The sequence below is a fragment of the Streptomyces sp. NA04227 genome (assembly GCF_013364195.1).
Lineage (GTDB): Bacteria > Actinomycetota > Actinomycetes > Streptomycetales > Streptomycetaceae > Streptomyces.
In genome coordinates this window covers 1,673,094-1,690,455 of sequence record NZ_CP054918.1, presented here as the reverse complement: position 1 = coordinate 1,690,455, position 17,362 = coordinate 1,673,094, and the positions used below count along the sequence as shown (strand labels likewise).

Below are 17,362 nucleotides of genomic sequence, written 5' to 3'. Positions count from 1 at the left end.
CTCCGACGTAATGCGGACGGGATGCATTCCCGGTGGGCTGTGTGTCCTGCCGGGCTGAGGGCGAAGTGGCTCTGATCGTAAGGGCGTTGACGCCTGTCGTGGCTCCGCCGGATCAGCCTCCGCGGCCCCGGTCCGCCGCCGTGTCCGTTCAGTCCCAGCGGATGCCGTACACCCCCGGCTCGGGGTCGTAGGCGATGTACTGGAAGGTGCGCCCTGTCGCCAGGCCCTCCGTCTGCCGGATGGTGCGTGCGGGGGCGCCCGCCTCGGGCTGGTAGTAGGCGTGACAGCCGGCCGGGGTGAACCCGGGATCGAAGTGGACGCTGAGCAGGATCTCGCGGGTGCCGTCCATGGCCCGGATGCTGTGGTGCTGTTCCTCTTGGCCCGGGGGGTCCTGAAGGACGAAGTCGACGAGGCCGAACTCGCCTGCCGCCAGCGGCGGGTCGAGCAGGAACTCGAAGGCGAACACTCCGTTCGTGGCATCGCCGCGGAAGCGCGCGGGGCGGCAGCCGTGCGACTCGGAGACCAGCGGGACCTGCGGCAGACAGCCGTAACGGATCACATAGATCATGCGTTCCGCAGGGGCGGAGCCCGCCTTCAGGACCCGGGTCACGCGGAACAGCTGCTCCTGGCCGTTGGCTCCCACATGGGCCTGGGTCCGGTTGGACACCACGGTGGGGGAGTTCAGGTCACGCCAGTCCGCGTCGAGGCGGGCCAGGACGTCCCGTACCGCGTCGGACACCCGCCACATGGACCGTACGCGGTCCTCGGCCACGGCGGCGGAACCCGCGTGCCTGCCCCGGGGGCGACGGGCGGGCAGGGCGTTCACAAGGGTGCGCGGCGGCAGCCCGAGGAGGTCTTCGAGAGCGGCCACGGCGGCGAGGGAGGCTTCGCGTTCGGGACGGCTCAGTCCGGTCTGCCAGGCGCTCAGCGTGCTGGCGCTGACGGGCGTTCCCCTGCGCCGCAGCTCGGCCGACAGTCGGCCGAGACTGTGTCCGGACCGCGCGACGGCCGTGGCCAGGGTCGTGGGGAAGTCCATGAACGCCGGAGCTTAGCGCCCGCGACGCTCGCAAGCAGCGGTGCGAACGCCCAAAGATCGACACTCCGGCAACGCCCAAGGACCGACACCTCGGCAACGCCCAAAGACCGACACCTCGGCGACGCCCATAGACCGACACTCCGGCGGAGTCGGCCCGGCCTCAGCCCCGGCGGCCCCGTCGCAGCCCCAGCGGCTCCGGCTCCGGCCCAGCCCCGGCCCGCCATCCAGAGTTGCTCTCCACCATCCAGAGTTATCCAGCCCACCGCCCTCCAACTCTTTACCCCCCACCTGCAACGTAGTTCTCTACCGGCAGCCGCGAGGCGCAGCCCCACAGCACTCACCCCCAGCTCCACCCCGCTCCACCCCGCCCCTCGCATTCCCCCGAACTCCCCACCCCCCACTCGGAGGAGCACCGATGCCCCCCTTCCGGCCTGCCTCGTTCCGGTCTTCTTCCCGGTCGTCTTCTCGGCGCCGTGTGTCCCGCAGAACCTCGATCACGGTCGCCGCCACCGCCGCAGCCGCGCTCGGCGGCAGTCTCGTCGCCTCCAACGTGCTGGCCGCGCAGCCGTCCGAGGCCACGCCGGACGTGTTCGCCTCCGGGGTCCAGCAGATCGCCTCGCCCGGCACCGACTCCGCGCGCCTCGACGTCCGCGCGAGCGGGGCCTCGGCCGGGCGGGAGCGGGTGTGTGCCGGGGACGGCGCCCGCTGGATACGGCTGGGCTTCGAGAAGCTGACGCTGCGCGGTCAGGACTCTCTCACCCTCACCGGCTCCGACGGCGGCCGCTACACGCTGACTTCGCGCAACTGGCAGGGCCGCGCCTTCCACACCCGTGCCTTCGAGGGCGGCTGTGTGACCGTGACCCCGCACCTGAAGGACAAGGCGAGCCGCTTCGCGATCACCGCCTACCAGTCCGGCGAGCGGCCGCTCGCCGAGGACACCGTGAACCTGGCCGCCGCGGGCGACATCTGCGGCACGGCCTGCGACCAGACCGCCGCCGTGGTGGACAAGATCGGCCCGCAGGCGCTGATCACGGCCGGGGACAACGCGTACGAGGACGGCACCATCGAGGAGTTCGAGGAGAACTACGACCCCAACTGGGGCAAGTTCAACTCGATCGTGCGCCCCTCGCCGGGCAACCACGAGTACCACAGCGACGGCAAGGGCTACTTCGAGTACTACGGCAAGCACGACGTGCCCACCGGTGAGGACCAGGGCGGCTACTACAGCTTCGACGTGGGCGACTGGCACATGGTGGCCCTGAACTCCAACGTCGACTCGGGCGAGGGCAGTGAGCAGGAGCAGTGGCTGCGCGAGGACCTGGCCGCCAGCACCAAGCCGTGCACCATGGCGTACTGGCACCACCCCCGCTTCTCCTCCGGCGCGCACAGCGACAACTCCGACATGAGCGCGCTGTACACGGCGCTCACCGACAACAAGGCGGATGTGGTGGTCAACGGCCACGACCACCACTACGAGCGCTTCGCCCCGGCCCTGGCCGACGGCACCGAGGACGCCGAGAACGGGCTGCGGCAGTTCGTCATCGGCACCGGAGGGCGCGCGCTGTACTCGGAGGAGAACGGCAGCGACGGCCCGTCCGAGAAGTTCCAGAACGACACCTTCGGCGTCGGACAGTTCCAACTCACCGCCGAGGGCTACAGCTTCGAGTTCAAGCCGGTCGAGGGGCGCACCTTCACCGACTCGGTCGAGGGCACCTGCCACGCCAAGGGATCCGGTTCGGCCGCCCGCGGCTGATCAGGGCATCTCCCGACCGCCGACGCAGCAAGGGCCGGGTGGACGACGTCCGCCCGGCCCGCTGAGCCCCCACTCGGAGCGTCACGCATGTACCTGTCGCACACCCGGGCGGCCGACAGTGCCCGGACCGGGCCAAAGGCTCCCGACACCGAAGCCGCGGGCCCCTCCCGGGTCCCCGGCGCCGTGCTCGCGCTCGGCATGGTCTCCCTGGTCACCGATGCCTCGGCCGAGATGGTCACCGCCGTACTGCCGATGTATCTCGTCTACGGGCTCGGCGTCGGCTACCTCCAACTCGGCTTCCTGGACGGCCTGTACACCGGCGCCACCGCCCTGTTCCGGCTCGGCGGCGGCTATGCCGCGGACCGGCTCGGCCGCCCCAAGACCGTCGCCGCCTTCGGGTACGGCCTCTCCGCGGTGAGCAAGCTCGGCTTTCCGCTGGCCGGTGCGTCCACCGCGGGGATCGGCGGCGTGCTGGCCGCCGACCGTACGGGCAAGGGCATCCGTACCGGCCCCCGGGACGCGCTGATCACCGCGGCCACACCGACGGCGGACCTCGGCCGCGCCTTCGGGGTGCACCGCGCGCTCGACACCTGCGGCGCGATGCTCGGCCCGCTGCTCGCCTTCGCGCTGATGTGGGCGCTGCCCGGCGACTACGACGCCGTGTTCCTGGTGAGCTTCTGCCTCGGCGCCACCGGCGTGGTGGCCCTGGTCTTCTTCGTACAGAACGACGGGGCGACGGCCGTACGCACCCGGCTCGGCGGGCTGCGCGAGTGCCTGGGCACGCTGTCCACCTCCGCGACCCGCCGGGTGCTGCTCGTCGCCGTCGCCCTCGGCCTCGCCACCGTCGGCGACATGTTCTTCTACGTGGCGCTGCAACAGCGGATGGCCCTGTCCGAACGCTTCCTGCCGCTGCTGCCGCTCGGCACCGCGGGCGTGTTCATGCTGGCCGCGATCCCGCTCGGCCGGGTGGCGGACCGCTTCGGCCGCTGGCGGCTGTTCCTCTGCGGACATCTGCTGCTCCTCGGCGCCTACGTACTGGTCGTCGCGGCGTCGTCGTCCTGGCCGTTCACCCTGCTCGTGCTCGCGCTGCACGGCGGTTTCTACGCGGCGACCGACGGGGTCCTGATGGCCCATGTCGCACCCTCGCTGCCGGAACGCGTCCGGGCCACCGGACTCGCCGCCGTCCAGACCGGCCAGGCCCTGGCGCGGGCGGGCGGCGCCCTCGCCTTCGGCGTCACCGCCGCCCACCTGGGCCTGACCTCCGCCTTCACCGTCTTCGCCGGCACGCTCGCCCTGGTCCTCGCCGCGGCGGCCCTCGCCCGAACCCCTGGGAGCACCCCATGAACCACACCGCCGGGGAGCCGTACCCGGTCCACGCCACCGGGGAGCCGTTCCCGAACCGCACCGCGGGGAGCAGCCGGTGAACCGCCAACGCCGGGTCCTCATCGGCTCGTTGCTCATCCTCGCGCTGCTCCTGACGACCACCGGGTACGTGCTGTGGCGGCGCACCGAGGTCGACGCGGCGCACGGCGCCGAGGCGCTGCACCTCGAACGGGCGGGCACGGTGGTGTACGTGGACCGCGCGGGCGGCGGCACCGTACGGCAGGTCACCAGGTCGGGCAAGGAGGTCGGCAAGGGCCCGGCCTGCCAGCGGGCGGCGGCCGCTGGGTCCACGCTGATCTGTCTGCACGCCCGGCCGGGCCCGTTCTCCTCGCAGGCCCGGATCTACACCGGCGCGAGCGAGAAACCGAAGGTGACCCTGCCGCTGTGGGGCGAGCCGAGCCGGGCCCGGGTCTCACCGTCGGGGCGTCTGGTGGCCTGGACGGTGTTCCGTACCGGCGACTCGTACGCGGTGCCCGGACAGTTCTCCACCACGGCCGGTATCTACGACGTGCGCGACGGCAGGCACTTCGGCTCCCTGGAGGACTTCGCGGCCCGTGTCGACGGCAAGCCCTACGACAAGCCCGACCTGAACTTCTGGGGCGTCACCTTCGCCTCCGACGACCGCACCTTCTACGCCACCATGGCCTCCAAGAGCCGTACCTGGCTGGTCCGCGGCGACCTCACGAAACGGACCCTGACCGCGCTGCACGAGAACGTGGAGTGCCCCTCGCTGTCGCCCGACGGGCGCCGCATCGCGTACAAGAAGAAGACCGGCGGCACGTGGCGCCTGCACGTACTGGACCTGCGCACCATGGCCGAGACGGCGCTCGCGGAGCGGGCCGACATCGACGACCAGGCGAGCTGGCTCGGCGCCGACACCGTCGCCTACGCCAAGTCGCACGACGGCGCGCCCGCCGTCTTCACGGTGCCCGCCGACGGCTCCGGCGCCCCCCGCCGACTCCTCGACGGATCCTCGCCGACCCTGACCAACGGGCAGGAGCAAAAGGGGAGTTGAGCCGGGCGGGCCGGGGCGACCCGGCCTGCCGGACGTGGCCATGTGGGCACCGGATTCGGTGTGGTCACGAGGTACCGCGAAGCCGCCCCGCCGCGTGAGCGGTGTGCCGGGCGGCGGCGGTGCGGGAACGGGGCCGGACCAGCCGCCACTGGTCCGGCCCTGCCCCTGCCCCGGCGGCCGAAGCCACCGGGGAGTCGTACCGCGTCCCCCCGTGCGGGCGCGGTCTCGGGCCGTGCCCGGATCGCCTCGACAGCGGCGCGGCGTCGCCGAGGGTGGCCGCTCTCGGCGCGAAACTCGTCTGTGCGGTCCGCGCCCGGGCGGCACCGCGGTCAGGAGGGAAACGTGGGCTACTACGACCTCGGCGCGCACAGCCGGCCGGTGACAACCTCATCCCCGCAGGCCCAGCTCTGGTTCGATCGCGGGCTGGTGTGGACGTACTCCTTCAACCTCGAGGAAGCCGTCTCCTGCTTCGAGGCGGCCGCCGCGGCGGATCCGGGGTGCGCCATGGCCCACTGGGGCATCGCCTACGCGCTCGGTCCCCACTACAACAAACCCTGGGAAGCCTTCGACAGCCAGGACCTGGCACAGACCGTCGACCGTACCCACGCAGCTGTCGAGCGTGCCCACGAGAAGGCCGCTGTGCGCGGGACGCCCGTCGAACGGGCCCTGATCAACGCGCTGCGCGCCCGCTATCCGCAAGCGCGGCCCGTCGAGGACTGCTCCGTGTGGAATGGGCCCTACGCCGACCGTATGCGCGCCGTCCACGAACTCGCCCCCGACGACCTCGACATCGCCACCCTGTACGCCGATGCCCTGATGAACCTCACCCCCTGGCAGTTGTGGGACATCCACAGCGGCAGGCCCGCCGAGGGCGCCCGCACCCTCGAAGCCAAGGCCGTCCTCGACCGCGCGGTCGCCACCGACGCCGGCAAGCGGCACCCCGGCATCCTGCACCTGTACATCCACCTGATGGAGATGTCCCCGACCCCCGAAGTCGCCCTCCCCGTCGCGGACCTGCTCCGCGGTCTGGTGCCCGACGCCGGCCACCTGCGGCACATGCCCTCGCACCTGGACGTGCTGTGCGGTGACTACCGGCGTGTGGTGTCGGACAACAGCGACGCGATCGCCGCCGACGAGAAGTACCTCGCGCGGGCCGGTGCGATGAACTTCTACACCCTCTACCGGGCGCACAACCACCACTTCAAGATCTACGGTGCGATGTTCCTCGGCCAGTACCGAACCGCGATGGAGAGCGTCGCAGCGCTCGAGGCGTCGCTGACGGAGGAACTGCTGCGCGTCCAGAGCCCGCCCATGGCCGACTGGCTGGAAGCCTTCTTCGCCATGCGTGTCCATGTGCTGATCCGCTTCGGCCGTTGGACGGACATCCTGCGAGTGCCCTTGCCCACCGACCAGCAGCTCTACAGCGTGACGACGGCGATGCTGTACTACGCCCGCGGTGTCGCGTTGTCCGCGGTCGGTCGGGTCGCCGAAGCAGAGGCCGAGCGCCTCCTGTTCCGCGCGGCACAGGCCGAGGTCCCCACGACGCGCATGCTGTTCAACAACACCTGCGCCGACATCCTCGCCATCGCCTCGGCGATGCTCGACGGCGAACTGGAGTACCGCAAGCGCGACTACGACGCCGCCTTCGCCTCGTTGGAACGTGCCATCGAACTGGACGACAACCTTCCCTACGACGAGCCCTGGGGCTGGATGCAGCCCGTGCGGCACGCCTACGGCGCCCTGCTCCTCGAACAGGGCCGCATCACCGAGGCCGAAGCGGTCTACCGCGCGGACCTCGGCCTGGACGGCGCCCTTCCGCGCGCCCTGCAACACCCGGGCAACGTCTGGGCCCTGCACGGGTTCCACGAATGCCTGACGCGCCTGGGCAAAGAGGGCGAGGCCCGCATCGTGGCTCAGCAGCTCACGATCGCCACCGCGCTGGCGGACGTACCGATCGCGTCTTCCTGTTTCTGCCGCCTCGAACCCGTCGACGACGGCGAGGCCACCGGCGGTTGCTGCGACACGCGGCACTGACCGCGGCTCCCCACGCCCGACAACGTGTGCCAGGTGCGAGCGACCGCCGCCGGCCCCACCGGTGGCACGCCCATCACCTCAAGTCACATCAAGCTCCGCCGGGCCAGTACGGGGTGACGCTCCAGGTCGAGGGCGAGCGCCTGCCCGGTGTCCGCGTCCACACAGCTGACCCGGACCACGGGATCCCCGGGAGCGTCGAGCCCGGCACCGGCGTCGAGGGCGAACACGACGGAGACGGGCCGCGCCGAGGCCCCCTGCCCGTGCACCCCGGAGAACAGCAGGAACCGCCAGCCGTCCGCCTCCCAGTGGTCGAGCAGCGCCGAGCGGACCACCGGTGCGGCGGCCTGCCAGGCGAGCGAGCCCTCCAGGAGTTCGACGCTCGCGGCGACCGGCACCACGCGCCCGGTGCCCGAAGTGGCAAGCAGTGGATGCCCGAACACCCGCAGCCGCCCGCGCCGCAGCGGCAGCAGCCACCACCGGTCCAGGTCGGCCGAGAGCGCTACGACCACCAGCGCCGCCACGGCCAGGAAGGCCGCCGAGCCGAGCGGCCGGGAACCGAGCGGCGACCACCATTCCTCCCGCGCTGTCGCGACGGTGGCCCCGCCCGCGAGGACCACACCCGCGCGGGCGAAGGCCCGCCAGGTGACCGGTGCGTCCTCGCTCGCCGAGCAGCCGCAGGAGGCTTCGGGCGCCGCCGCCCTGCCGTACCCGAGATAGCCGAGGAAACCCGCCCCGAGCACGGCCGTCGCAACCCCCGGGGCCGGATGCCCCGGAGCCGCCAACAGACCTGCGGCGAGCAGGAGTTCGGCCGCGCCGGTGGCCCGTAGCACCGTTGTCGCCCGCGCACTGTCGCGCAGCATGCGGGCGAGCGCGGTCTTCGGCGCCTGCCGCGCGGTGCCCCGGCCGAACGCCTTCACCGCACCGGTCCAGCCGAGCAGCCCGGCAAGTACCAGCGGGAGCAGCCCCGTTGTCAGTGCCACCATGACCCCTCCCGCATCCCGCTCGTCCCGCGCGCTGTCGCTTTCACGGCCGTTCGCACGGCCGTCCGCGTGCCTGTCCGCACGCCTGCCCGCACGCCCGTCAGCCTGCCCGTCCGCACGGCCGTCAGTGCCCGACGGAGATACGGACGACGTCGACGGAGTCGTCCGCCGGACGCCAGGCGCCCAGTACCTGCGCGTGCTGGCCGATGCGCAGCCTGGACAGGTCAGGCGTGAGCGCCCGGCCCGCGTACGAGGCGGTCGTGTCCGTGACGACGTTGCCCACCAACTCGTGGTGTCCGTGGGCGAGATGGAGGCGGTGCTTCTCGATGCCGCGGATCTCGGTGTCGAGGTTGACGATGTTCACCCAGACCGCGTCGGCGGCCAGCACACCGTCGGGCATCCGCACCCCGCGCGCGTACAGCCCGTCGCCGACCTCGATCACCTCGGCGGTGGTGGCCCGTACCTTCCACACGCTGGTGACGTTGGTCATCTGCACCCGGAAGTGCTCGCCCTGGGAGCTGGTGACCTCCAGGACGCTGCCGGTGATGCCGGTGATCAGGCCCTCCACGAAGGAGGAGTCGGCGATGGCGGGGTCGAGCGAGGGTTCGGCGGCGAAGGCCGCGTCGGCGTCGAAGCCGCCGAGCGCGCTCGCTCCGACGATGGTGGCGCCGCTCAGCGCGGCGGTGGCGAGGAAGCGTCTGCGCGCCAGGCCCGCGCGGTCGTGTCGTACGGTCATGGTCCGCCTCCTCACTCGTAGATGTAGACCGGCAGCTTGCCGGAGCTCAGGTTGCCGATCACCGAGAACGCGGCCGGGGTCAGGTCCAGGACGCGGTTGGTGCGGCAGGTGCCGTTGCAGCAGGTCTTCTCGCCGCACCAGGACTTGGTGCGCGGGCCGCAGTCGGTGATGGTGATGCACACGGTCGCGCCGGAGCACTGATGTCTGACGTTCATCACCGACCCGCAGCCGCGCCGGGGGATGTTCTCGCCGCACAGGTCGGGCCGGGTGATGTCCCAGCAGTTCTGCGAGGCGTTGGGCCAGGCACCGTGCCGGGCGCCGGACTGGCAGTTGCCGCAGGCGCCGCCACCGGTGCTGCCGCAGGGGCCCCAGGCGTTGCCGCAGCAGAACCAGGTGGTCTCGCCGGCCCAGAGGCTGTTCGATCCGCAAGCCATCGTTGTCCCTCCTCGGGGGATGGAGTTGACGGTGAAATGACGTGGGCATGTCATGAATGCTCACGTTCTTCCGGCCGTCGCCACCGAGGCGTGGACGTGCGAAAGGGAGGTGCCCGGGGTGCGGCCGAAGTGGTCGTGCGGGCGAAGCAACCCCATGATGCGCGCATCTACGCGGGTTGCATAGATGGCGTTCGGCACCTCGCCGCCGTTGCCGCTCGTGCCGCCCGCCGGGAGCTAAATGCCGAACAGCTCCGCCGAGTTGTCGTGGCACACGGCCCGCAGCCACTCCTCTCCGAGACCGAGCCGTTCCAAGGCGTGCAACTGATGCACGTACGGATAGGGGATGTTGGGAAAGTCGGAGCCGAGCAGGACGCGGTCGCCCAGGGCGGCGAGCCGGGGCAGGGCGCGGCGCGGGAAGGGCATGAAGCCCTCGGTGAAGTCGGTGAACGTCATCGTCGTGTCCAGCCGCACCTGGTCGTACCGCTCGGCGAGGTCCAGGAACTCCTCGTACTCGGGCATGCCCATGTGCGCGACGATCAGCCGCAGCCTCGGGTGCCGCGCGAGGAGGCGCCCGACGGGTTCGGGGCCGGTGTGCTTGCCGGGCGCGGGTCCCGAGCCGCAGTGCATCACTACCGGGACCCCGGCATCGGCGAGCAATCCCCATGCCCGCTGGAGCAGTTCGTCGGTCGGGTCGTACGCGCCGACCTGCACATGGGCCTTGAACACCCGCGCGCCCGCCTCGATGGCCTCGCGGACGTACGCTTCGACGTCCGGCTCGGGGTAGAGGGTCGCGGTGTGCAGGCAGTCGGGCGTGCGACGGGCGAAGTCGACCGCCCATTCGTTCAGCCACCGCGCCATGCCCGGCTTGTGCGGGTAGAGCATCGCGGTGAAGGCCCGGACACCGAACTCCCGTAGCAGCGCCGTCCGTTCGGCCTCCTCCTTCCGGTACGTGATCGGCCACCCGGCCCCACCGATCAGCGGACCGCTGGCGTCGAAGTACTCCCAGACCTTGCGCAGGACCCGCTCGGGCATGAAGTGGGTGTGGACGTCGATCAGGCCGGGGAGGCCGAGTCGGCTCCAGAACTCCCTTACCTCGGCGGCCTCTTGGGGTGCGGTCATGTCACTCTCGGGCCCTGTGGTCGCGGAGGGGCTGTTGCCCTGGCCGTCGGGGGAGGCGGCGGAGCCGGCGAGCGTGATGCGCTGATCGTCCATGCTGCCCACGATCGGTCCCGGCCGGGGGCCGAAGCGACCGTTCTCGCAAGGTGTGCGGTGAGGTCTCCGTCACACCGGCCGCCCCGCCGCCGACCTCCGCCCCGCACGTCAGCCGCCGTCTGCGTCTCCCGCCACCGCCTCCGTCACGTCCTTGGCGCTCAGCGCCAGGTTGTTGTGCACCGTGAAGAACGGGCGCAGCCGTGTCGTGCCGCGGTCGGGGTGCTCGTGCAGTTCGGCCGGGAAGACGTCGGTCTTCTTGCGGTCGACGCCGTCCCCGGTGATACGTCCGAGGGTGACCGGAGTGCCGCCCGGCACCGGCAGCAGCGTCAGGTCCCACACGTCCTGCTCGGCGGCCCGCCGCGCCAGCGCCTGGTCGTACGGCAGCGTGAAACGGAACGCCCCGTCGCCCAGCTCCTCCACCGGCACCCGGAAGTCCAGCGTGTCGCCCTCGCGCGAGGCGGCACGCAACTCGCCCTGTCCGGGCCTCAGTTCGGTGAGGGTGAGCAGGCGGGCGGTCACCGTGGCGCCCTCGCGGGCGACCTGTACCGACTCGATCTCCGCGTGCGCGCCGCGCCGCCAGGTGCGCAGCGCCAGGAAGCCGTCCTCGGTGGCGTACGGGATCCAGGCCGCCACCCCCTGCGCGTCCAGTACCGGCGGCAGCCCGAGCAGCCGGGCCTGTTCGGCGAGGCCCGCGACCAGCCGTACCCGCTTGTCCCTGCCGCGCGGCGCCACGTAGCAGTCCCAGCGCCCCTCGGCCAGCAGGTGTTCGCCGTGCTTGAGGCTCACCCCCACCTCGGCGCGTACCCCGTCGGGCGCGGTCACCAGCGGCGTACGGATCTCCCGCTGCCGCGGATCGCGCCGCAGCCGGGCCACGAAGTCGAGCTCGGCGGCAGGCAGCGGGAGTTCCCGTAGCCGGATCTGCACCCCGCCGTCGTCGGTGGCACGGGCGTAGGCCAACGGGCGTACGGGGGGCCGGGGTTGGGACCCGGAGCCGCTGCGGGAGGAACTGGCGGCGCGGTCCGTACCCGCTTGTGCCTGCCTGCCGCCGAATGCGGAGCGCATCCGGCGCAGCAGGCCTCCGCCCGTCGTGCCGGACCCGTTCGCGCGCCCGTCCTTGCGGGCATCCGTGGCGATCTCCTTCGCGGAGTCCGCCCCCTGCGGGCCGAGCGAGCGGAAGATCTCCTCGTACCGTGCGGCGGCGGCCTCGGGGGCGAACACCGCGGCCTTTTCACGGGCCGCGTCGCCGAGGCGGCGGCGCAGCGCGGCGTCGGACATGAGGTCGCGCAGCGCGGCCGCGTAGGCCGTCACGTCCTGCCGTGCGTCGCCGGTCAGCGGGACGAGCAGGCCGTCCTCTTCGTGGCTGATCATCTCGGCGGGGCCGTGCGGGCAGTCCGTGGCGACCACCGGGACGCCACAGTGCATGGCCTCCACGATGGTCATACCGAACGACTCCTGGTCCGAACTCACCGCCGCCAGCGCGCCCTTGGCCCACTCGGTCTCGATGGGGGAGACCGCGCCCATCAGGAACACCCGGTTGTACAGGCCCGCTTCGTCGATCAGGCGGCGCAGCCGCGGCTTCTCGGGGCCGCGCCCGTACAGCCGCAGCGTCCACTCCGGGAACTCCTCGGCCACCACCGCGAAAGCCTCCACCAGCCGGTCGTAGCGCTTCACCGCCACCAGCCGCCCCGCCGCCACGATCACCTTGGAGTCCAGGCTGGACGGCTCGACCTGCGGCGCCGGAACACCGTTGGGTACGCAGGCGATGAGGGCCTTCGCCTCGGGCAGCGCCGCGCGGTACTGCTCGGCGTCGGCCTCGGACACGGTGAGGAACGCGTCGAGTCCGGCGACGGCGGCGTTCTGGTCCGCCCGCAACTGTGCGCTGTGCGCGCCGAGCGAGAGGTGCTCCTGGCCGATGCGCAGACAGCGGGACTGCCCGTAGCGCGCGAGGTAGCCGTTGAGGATCGGCCGGGTGGCCACCACGACGTCCGCGTCGGTGGTGCGCAGCAACGCGGCGATGCGTTCCTCGTGCAGGGCCGTGTACCGCAGCTTGCCGAAGTCGACGCCCGCGTCGGGGAACATCGTGTTGGGCCGGGCCGTCAGCTCGTGGTCGCCCTCGTAGCCGGGGGCGTCCTCGCGCATGTCGACCAGCGAGCGCAGCCGCACCCGCGGATCGAGGGCCAGCCGGGGTTCGTCCGCCACCCGGTGCACGCTGACGACCTCGACCTCGTGCCGCTCGGCGAGTGCCTGCGAGAGGTTGACGGTGGACCGGATGGTGCCGCCGATCCCGTACGCGTTGTGGATCAGGAACTGGATCTTCATGTGCCGGTGCCCCTGCTGCCCGCGGCCCGCTCCGGAGGAACGGGGAGTCCTGGTCCGCGGACCCGGTGGCCCGCGTCTGTCCGGCCGCGGGTGTCCGCCCGGTGCCGGGTCCGCCCGTCGGCGTGGCGGACCGCCACGATCCGCACCGCTCCCTGCCACGACCACCGAGCTGGGGAATTAAGGCAGGCAATGTCGGTATTTGTCAAAGAATCACTCTTCCGTTCGCCGTACGGGCATGCGCCATTCGTGTGCCCTTGGTCGTGAGGGGCAAGGGGGAGAGGGCGCGGAGGGTGGCCCATGACTCATCGGCCACATCGGCTAAGACGCCTGCCGCGTACACGGGTTGCCTGCCGGTGGTGCTTCAGTGGCAGAAGTCACGAAGAGTCCGTCTTGGTGCCGGGTGCTCCGCGTACGCGCGCATACCCGGGAGCCCGGACGGCGGGCTGCCACAATGCGCAAGACCCGTGAGCCACCGTCAGGCCCGTTCCGGACGAGGAGAACCATGACTTTCGCGCCGCCGACCTGGCCCGTCTTCGTGAAGGGCGTCCTCTTCGACGCCGACGGCAGGGTGCTGCTCCTGGGCAACGAGCAGGGTGAGTGGGAACTGCCCGGACGGCGGCTGGAAACCGGCAGTGCCGACGGCGGCCTCCCGGGCGACCGTAGCCCGGAACTCGCCCTGGAACACGAGCTGTTGGCGTCGACCGGCTGGCTGGTCGAGGTGGGCCCCCTGGTCCCCGGCGGTGTCTGGATCCATGAGGGTCGCTATGGCCGGCGCGCCCTGGTCGTCACCTACGGCTGCGAGGTGCGCGCCGCCGACCAGGTCCCCCTGGTCTCCGACGAACCCGGACGCCTCGGGCTCTTCCCGCCCAGGGAGGTCGAGGGGCTGAACATGGCCGACGGCTACAAGCGGTCGGTGTCCGTGTGGCGGGAGGGGCGCGCGGGGCGCTGAGCCGCGGGGCGCGGCCGAGTGCGCGGGGTGGGTCCGCTGTCGGTGGGAGTGCCGGAGTCCCTGCCCGAGGTGCTGTTGCCGGAGGTGGTGGCGCCGGTCGTGGTGCCGGAGGGGCTCAGGCCGCCTCCACGATTCCCCCACGTACCGCTTGCGCCCATTCCGTCACCAGGGCCTCGTACTCACGGCGCTGTTCGACCGTCAACTTCCCACCGGCGCGCAGCCACAGGGCGCGTATCTCCTCGTTCACGACATCTGCGGAGCGTGCTTTCCCGGTTGACGGGGAAGCGGCGGAGGTGGAGGACATGTGAAGAGAATATGCCTCAGTCCCTGTCCCGCACAGTGCATTCTCGGCCGCGCGGGCGAGGGCGGCCGCCGTCCCCTGTGCGGCGGCCGCCTTTGCCGGCCCCTCCGGGCGCGGCCTGTGTGGCTGTCTACTCCGCGGACTCGGCGAGCAACCGCAGTGCCAGTTCCCGGAGTTCGGGTCCTACCTTCTCCGGGCTGCCGGTGTCGAAGGGCGGCTTCGGGTCGTACTCGACCGCCAACTGAAGGGCCCCCGCGACCTGTTCGCCCGCGATCTGCTGCGAGAGGTACAGGGCCATGTCGATACCCGCCGAAACCCCGGCCGACGTGACGTACTTGCCGGAACGGACGTAGCGCTCGGCCACATGGGTCGCGCCGTGCGGGGCGAGGTAGTCCGGAGGGCTCCCGCCCTGCGTGGTGATGCGATGCGAAGGCGTCTCAGCGGAAGATGTCGGCATTCTCCGCAACCCACTGCCGGAACGGTCTGCCCGGCGAGCCGGTGACCTGTGAAACCGTGTCGCGCACCGCGAGCAACTCGTCATTGACGTCTCCGCCCGTGACGTCGAGCACCGCATCCGCTGCCTCGTGCCCGAAGACCGCGACCATCTGGGCACGGGCCTCCTGTCGGCTGATCTCGATGAAGGGCACCTCTCGCCTGACGGCTGCCGCGATGGCGTCGACCTGCTGCCGGGCTGTCACCGGCTCCGGACCGGTCAGGGCATATGTCCGCCCCGGGTGGCCGGGCTCGGTCAGCGCAACCCGCGCCACCGACGCGATGTCCGCGGGGTGGATCGTGGGCAGCCCCGTGTCCGCATACGGCGCGCGGACCGTCTCACGGTCGCGGATCGACGCCGCCCACATCAGAGCATTCGAGGCGAACTGCGTCGGCCGCAGAATCGTCCAGGCCATGCCACTGTCTTTGAGCAGCCGCTCGACCGTCAGGTTCTCGTCGGCGGGGCCCAGATGCGGATGGGTCTGGACGGTAATGGACGACACCAGCACCACGTGCTCCACACCCGCCCGACGGGCTGCCGCGAGGCTCTCCGCGTCCGGGCCCACACGCGACAACAGAAACAGCGAGCGCACCCCGCCCAGAGCGGCTTTCAACGACTCCGGCACCGCGAAGTCACCCTCGACGGCCTCGACCTCTGCGGGGAACGCCGCCCGCGAGGCGTCGCGAGTGAACCCCCTCAGCGGCCCCGCGCCGCATGCGTGCAACTCCCCCAGTAGTGCACTTCCTATGTTTCCTGTGGCTCCGGTCACGAGGATCATGAGCGCCTTCTCCCGCCGCCAGGTGATCAACTTGAGAACACGCTAAAAGCTCAATCGCACTTCAGGTCAAGGAGACGCCTGCACGCCAGAGGGGCAGTGGGCACCGTGTCCGCTCCCACTCCCGCCGCGCGCCGCCTGGTCCCGAACCGCCCCTGGCCTCAGGCCTCGTCCCCCGCCCCGGGCCCCCGCGCCGCCCGCGAGCGTTGCGCCACCCGGTCGACGTGGCCCGCGAAGACCTCGCGGGCTTCGGGGGTCAGCGTGCGCAGGGTCACCATCGCCGTGATGATGACGTCGCACAGTTCGGCCTGTACGTCGGACCAGGTGTGGGAGGCGCCCTTGCGAGGGTTCTGGCCGGTTGCCCCAATGACGGCCTGGGCCACCTCGCCCACCTCTTCGGAGAGCTTGAGCACCCGCAGCAGGACGGTCTCCGACGGTGGCAGGGTGCGGTTGCCGTCGAGCCAGTCGTGCAACTCCTCGATGGTTGCCCACAGCGTCTCGGCCGACAACTCGCTCGACGGCTCGCTCGACAACTCGCCTTGCTGTACGGGGAACTGACCGTGATCCATGCGCGGAGCCTGCCACACCGCTCGGACAGGGGGAGGCGGCCCGGCCGTCCGTGCACCTGCCCGACTAATCGTCGGAGGCCAGCTCCCCGAAGCCGTTCCCGCCCTCGCCGACGGCAACATCCCCGTCCCCGTCGTCGCCCTCGTCGGCGGACCTGCCCGCCCCGCGCGAGCACACCACGACCGAGGCCGCCGCGGCCGCGGCGCCGAGCGCGGCCGGGACCATCCAGCCGCGGTTGAGCTTGTGCCGCAGCGCGTCGTCCAGGGAGAGCCTGCCCGGGCCCATGACGGCGAGGGTGGTACCGATGAGGCCGAGGGTCAGCGGGTACTCGTAGCCGCCGGACTGCGACCAGAAGCCCTTGGGTGCGAGCACGGCGGAGGCACCGGCCATGGTGCCCATCGCCGCGCCACCGGCGGCCGGGGTCGCCAGGCCCAGGGCGAGCAGTGCGCCGCTGCCCAGCTCGCCCACGCCCGCGGCCACGGCGCTCGCCTTGCCGGGGGAGTAGCCGACGGACTCCATGAAGCTGCTGGTGCCTTCGATGCCGCCGCCCCCGAACCAGCCGAAGAGCTTCTGCGAGCCGTGTGCGGCGAGGATGCCTCCCGCGCCGAGGCGCAACAGGAGCAGGCCCATGTCTTTACGGTCGTAGCAGGTCACGATGACGGCACTCCCGGCTGGCGAGGTCGCGGACGCCTTCCACCCTCGCACCGACCGGCCCCGAGCAGGTCTTTCGCACCGTCCGATCGAGTGGCCACGGCACTCCGGCGCCCGCCGCCCGGGCAACCCCCTCGGCCCCGCTCGCGTGGCACCGCCCTGGGGCCGGTGCGAATCTGGCCCGGTCGGACCCCTCGCGTGTGCCGTCCGGTACGGGACGCCTCCCGTACGAGACCTCGGTACGTGCCCGTGCGAGACCTCGGTACGGGACCTCTCGTACGAGCCCGTACGCGTCCCGTACGAACCAACCGGGCGAACCAACCGGGCGGACCGGCACCGGTCCGCCGCCGAAGGAGCGGAAGTACCTTGCCGATTCAGGTGACCAGACTCAGTGACCCCACCGTCCGTGCCTTCGTGACGGCGGTGAACGCGCACGACCGTAAGGCGTTCGAGGCCACACTCGCGCCCGGCGCGACCATGGCCGACGACGGCAGTGAGCGTGACCTCGCCGACTGGACGGAACGGGAGATCTTCTCCTCGCACGGGCACATGGACGTGGCCAGCGAATCCGCGGGAGGCCGCGCCCTGGTGGCCGACTACCGCAACGACACCTGGGGCGAGATGCGCACCAAGTGGACCTTCTCCGTCGACGACGGCAAGATCACACACTTCGAGACCGGTCAGGCCTGACGGAGAGCGGCGGACGGAGAGCGGCGGACGGGGA

16 protein-coding genes and 1 pseudogene are annotated in these 17,362 nt (G+C 71.7%); 6 read left to right on the top strand and 11 right to left on the bottom strand.

The window, feature by feature from the left end; all coding sequences use genetic code 11:
* Window positions 1-148: 148 nt before the first annotated feature.
* Window positions 149-1,036, bottom strand: a complete 888-nt coding sequence (locus tag HUT18_RS06995; protein ID WP_176098774.1) for an XRE family transcriptional regulator — start codon at window positions 1,034-1,036, stop codon at window positions 149-151.
* A 475-nt stretch (window positions 1,037-1,511) separates the two neighbouring features.
* On the opposite strand from HUT18_RS06995, the gene HUT18_RS06990 reads away from it, so the two are divergent.
* From HUT18_RS06990 to HUT18_RS06975, 4 genes are all read left to right on the top strand, one after another.
* A complete protein-coding gene (locus HUT18_RS06990) occupies window positions 1,512-2,789 on the top strand; it encodes a metallophosphoesterase (protein ID WP_217710469.1) in 1,278 nt (425 codons plus the stop codon).
* An 87-nt stretch (window positions 2,790-2,876) separates the two neighbouring features.
* Window positions 2,877-4,133 carry an MFS transporter gene (locus tag HUT18_RS06985; protein WP_176098771.1) on the top strand — a complete coding sequence of 419 codons (1,257 nt, stop codon included), beginning with the start codon at window positions 2,877-2,879 and terminating at the stop codon, window positions 4,131-4,133.
* Window positions 4,134-4,209: 76 nt separating this feature from the next.
* Complete coding sequence (locus tag HUT18_RS06980) at window positions 4,210-5,187, top strand: TolB-like translocation protein (RefSeq protein WP_217710468.1); 978 nt, start codon at window positions 4,210-4,212, stop codon at window positions 5,185-5,187.
* 342 nt (window positions 5,188-5,529) lie between these two features.
* Window positions 5,530-7,221, top strand: a complete 1,692-nt coding sequence (locus HUT18_RS06975) for a hypothetical protein (protein WP_176098769.1) — start codon at window positions 5,530-5,532, stop codon at window positions 7,219-7,221.
* Between the two features lie 83 nt (window positions 7,222-7,304).
* Here HUT18_RS06975 and HUT18_RS06970 read toward each other — a convergent pair whose 3' ends face one another.
* The 5 genes from HUT18_RS06970 to HUT18_RS06950 form a co-directional block, all read right to left on the bottom strand.
* Window positions 7,305-8,204: a MauE/DoxX family redox-associated membrane protein gene (locus HUT18_RS06970; RefSeq protein WP_176098767.1), complete on the bottom strand. Its 900-nt coding sequence runs from the start codon at window positions 8,202-8,204 to the stop codon at window positions 7,305-7,307.
* A gap of 121 nt (window positions 8,205-8,325) precedes the next feature.
* A complete protein-coding gene (locus HUT18_RS06965) occupies window positions 8,326-8,937 on the bottom strand; it encodes a cell wall protein (RefSeq protein WP_176098765.1) in 612 nt (203 codons plus the stop codon).
* A gap of 11 nt (window positions 8,938-8,948) precedes the next feature.
* Window positions 8,949-9,371: a hypothetical protein gene (locus HUT18_RS06960; protein WP_176098763.1), complete on the bottom strand. Its 423-nt coding sequence runs from the start codon at window positions 9,369-9,371 to the stop codon at window positions 8,949-8,951.
* Window positions 9,372-9,605: 234 nt separating this feature from the next.
* Window positions 9,606-10,490 (bottom strand): amidohydrolase family protein, encoded by an 885-nt coding sequence (locus tag HUT18_RS06955; RefSeq protein ID WP_254878942.1) that lies wholly within the window; start codon window positions 10,488-10,490, stop codon window positions 9,606-9,608.
* A gap of 201 nt (window positions 10,491-10,691) precedes the next feature.
* Window positions 10,692-12,902, bottom strand: a complete 2,211-nt coding sequence (locus HUT18_RS06950) for a glycosyltransferase family 4 protein (RefSeq protein WP_176098760.1) — start codon at window positions 12,900-12,902, stop codon at window positions 10,692-10,694.
* 502 nt (window positions 12,903-13,404) lie between these two features.
* Here HUT18_RS06950 and HUT18_RS06945 point away from each other — a divergent pair.
* On the top strand, window positions 13,405-13,851 hold the full coding sequence (locus HUT18_RS06945) for an NUDIX hydrolase (protein WP_176098759.1): 447 nt from the start codon (window positions 13,405-13,407) through the stop codon (window positions 13,849-13,851).
* Window positions 13,852-13,966: 115 nt separating this feature from the next.
* Here the strand turns inward: HUT18_RS06945 and HUT18_RS06940 are convergent, their stop codons facing one another.
* The 5 genes and pseudogenes from HUT18_RS06940 to HUT18_RS06920 form a co-directional block, all read right to left on the bottom strand.
* On the bottom strand, window positions 13,967-14,155 hold the full coding sequence (locus HUT18_RS06940) for a hypothetical protein (protein ID WP_176098758.1): 189 nt from the start codon (window positions 14,153-14,155) through the stop codon (window positions 13,967-13,969).
* A 127-nt stretch (window positions 14,156-14,282) separates the two neighbouring features.
* Window positions 14,283-14,528 (bottom strand): annotated as a pseudogene (locus HUT18_RS06935) (DJ-1/PfpI family protein); the annotation flags it as partial.
* 61 nt (window positions 14,529-14,589) lie between these two features.
* Window positions 14,590-15,423, bottom strand: a complete 834-nt coding sequence (locus HUT18_RS06930) for an NAD(P)H-binding protein (RefSeq protein WP_176098756.1) — start codon at window positions 15,421-15,423, stop codon at window positions 14,590-14,592.
* Window positions 15,424-15,581: 158 nt separating this feature from the next.
* Window positions 15,582-15,989, bottom strand: a complete 408-nt coding sequence (locus HUT18_RS06925) for a MazG-like family protein (protein WP_254878459.1) — start codon at window positions 15,987-15,989, stop codon at window positions 15,582-15,584.
* Window positions 15,990-16,053: 64 nt separating this feature from the next.
* Window positions 16,054-16,641: a DoxX family protein gene (locus HUT18_RS06920; RefSeq protein WP_176098755.1), complete on the bottom strand. Its 588-nt coding sequence runs from the start codon at window positions 16,639-16,641 to the stop codon at window positions 16,054-16,056.
* A 363-nt stretch (window positions 16,642-17,004) separates the two neighbouring features.
* Between HUT18_RS06920 and HUT18_RS06915 the strand changes: the two genes are divergently transcribed.
* The gene (locus HUT18_RS06915; protein WP_176098754.1) at window positions 17,005-17,328 is read left to right on the top strand and encodes a nuclear transport factor 2 family protein; all 324 of its coding nucleotides are present in this window, start codon (window positions 17,005-17,007) and stop codon (window positions 17,326-17,328) included.
* Window positions 17,329-17,362 lie beyond the last annotated feature (34 nt).

What these genes read in the sequence shown, in the direction of transcription:
- HUT18_RS06945 (WP_176098759.1), top strand. Translation starts at nt 13,405, where the DNA reads ATGACTTTCGCGCCGCCGACCTGGCCCGTCTTCGTGAAGGGCGTCCTC.
- HUT18_RS06950 (WP_176098760.1), bottom strand. Translation starts at nt 12,902, where the DNA reads ATGAAGATCCAGTTCCTGATCCACAACGCGTACGGGATCGGCGGCACC.
- HUT18_RS06930 (WP_176098756.1), bottom strand. Translation starts at nt 15,423, where the DNA reads ATGATCCTCGTGACCGGAGCCACAGGAAACATAGGAAGTGCACTACTG.
- HUT18_RS06940 (WP_176098758.1), bottom strand. Translation starts at nt 14,155, where the DNA reads ATGTCCTCCACCTCCGCCGCTTCCCCGTCAACCGGGAAAGCACGCTCC.
- HUT18_RS06985 (WP_176098771.1), top strand. Translation starts at nt 2,877, where the DNA reads ATGTACCTGTCGCACACCCGGGCGGCCGACAGTGCCCGGACCGGGCCA.
- HUT18_RS06965 (WP_176098765.1), bottom strand. Translation starts at nt 8,937, where the DNA reads ATGACCGTACGACACGACCGCGCGGGCCTGGCGCGCAGACGCTTCCTC.
- HUT18_RS06970 (WP_176098767.1), bottom strand. Translation starts at nt 8,204, where the DNA reads ATGGTGGCACTGACAACGGGGCTGCTCCCGCTGGTACTTGCCGGGCTG.
- HUT18_RS06925 (WP_254878459.1), bottom strand. Translation starts at nt 15,989, where the DNA reads ATGGATCACGGTCAGTTCCCCGTACAGCAAGGCGAGTTGTCGAGCGAG.
- HUT18_RS06955 (WP_254878942.1), bottom strand. Translation starts at nt 10,490, where the DNA reads ATGACCGCACCCCAAGAGGCCGCCGAGGTAAGGGAGTTCTGGAGCCGA.
- HUT18_RS06995 (WP_176098774.1), bottom strand. Translation starts at nt 1,036, where the DNA reads ATGGACTTCCCCACGACCCTGGCCACGGCCGTCGCGCGGTCCGGACAC.
- HUT18_RS06960 (WP_176098763.1), bottom strand. Translation starts at nt 9,371, where the DNA reads ATGGCTTGCGGATCGAACAGCCTCTGGGCCGGCGAGACCACCTGGTTC.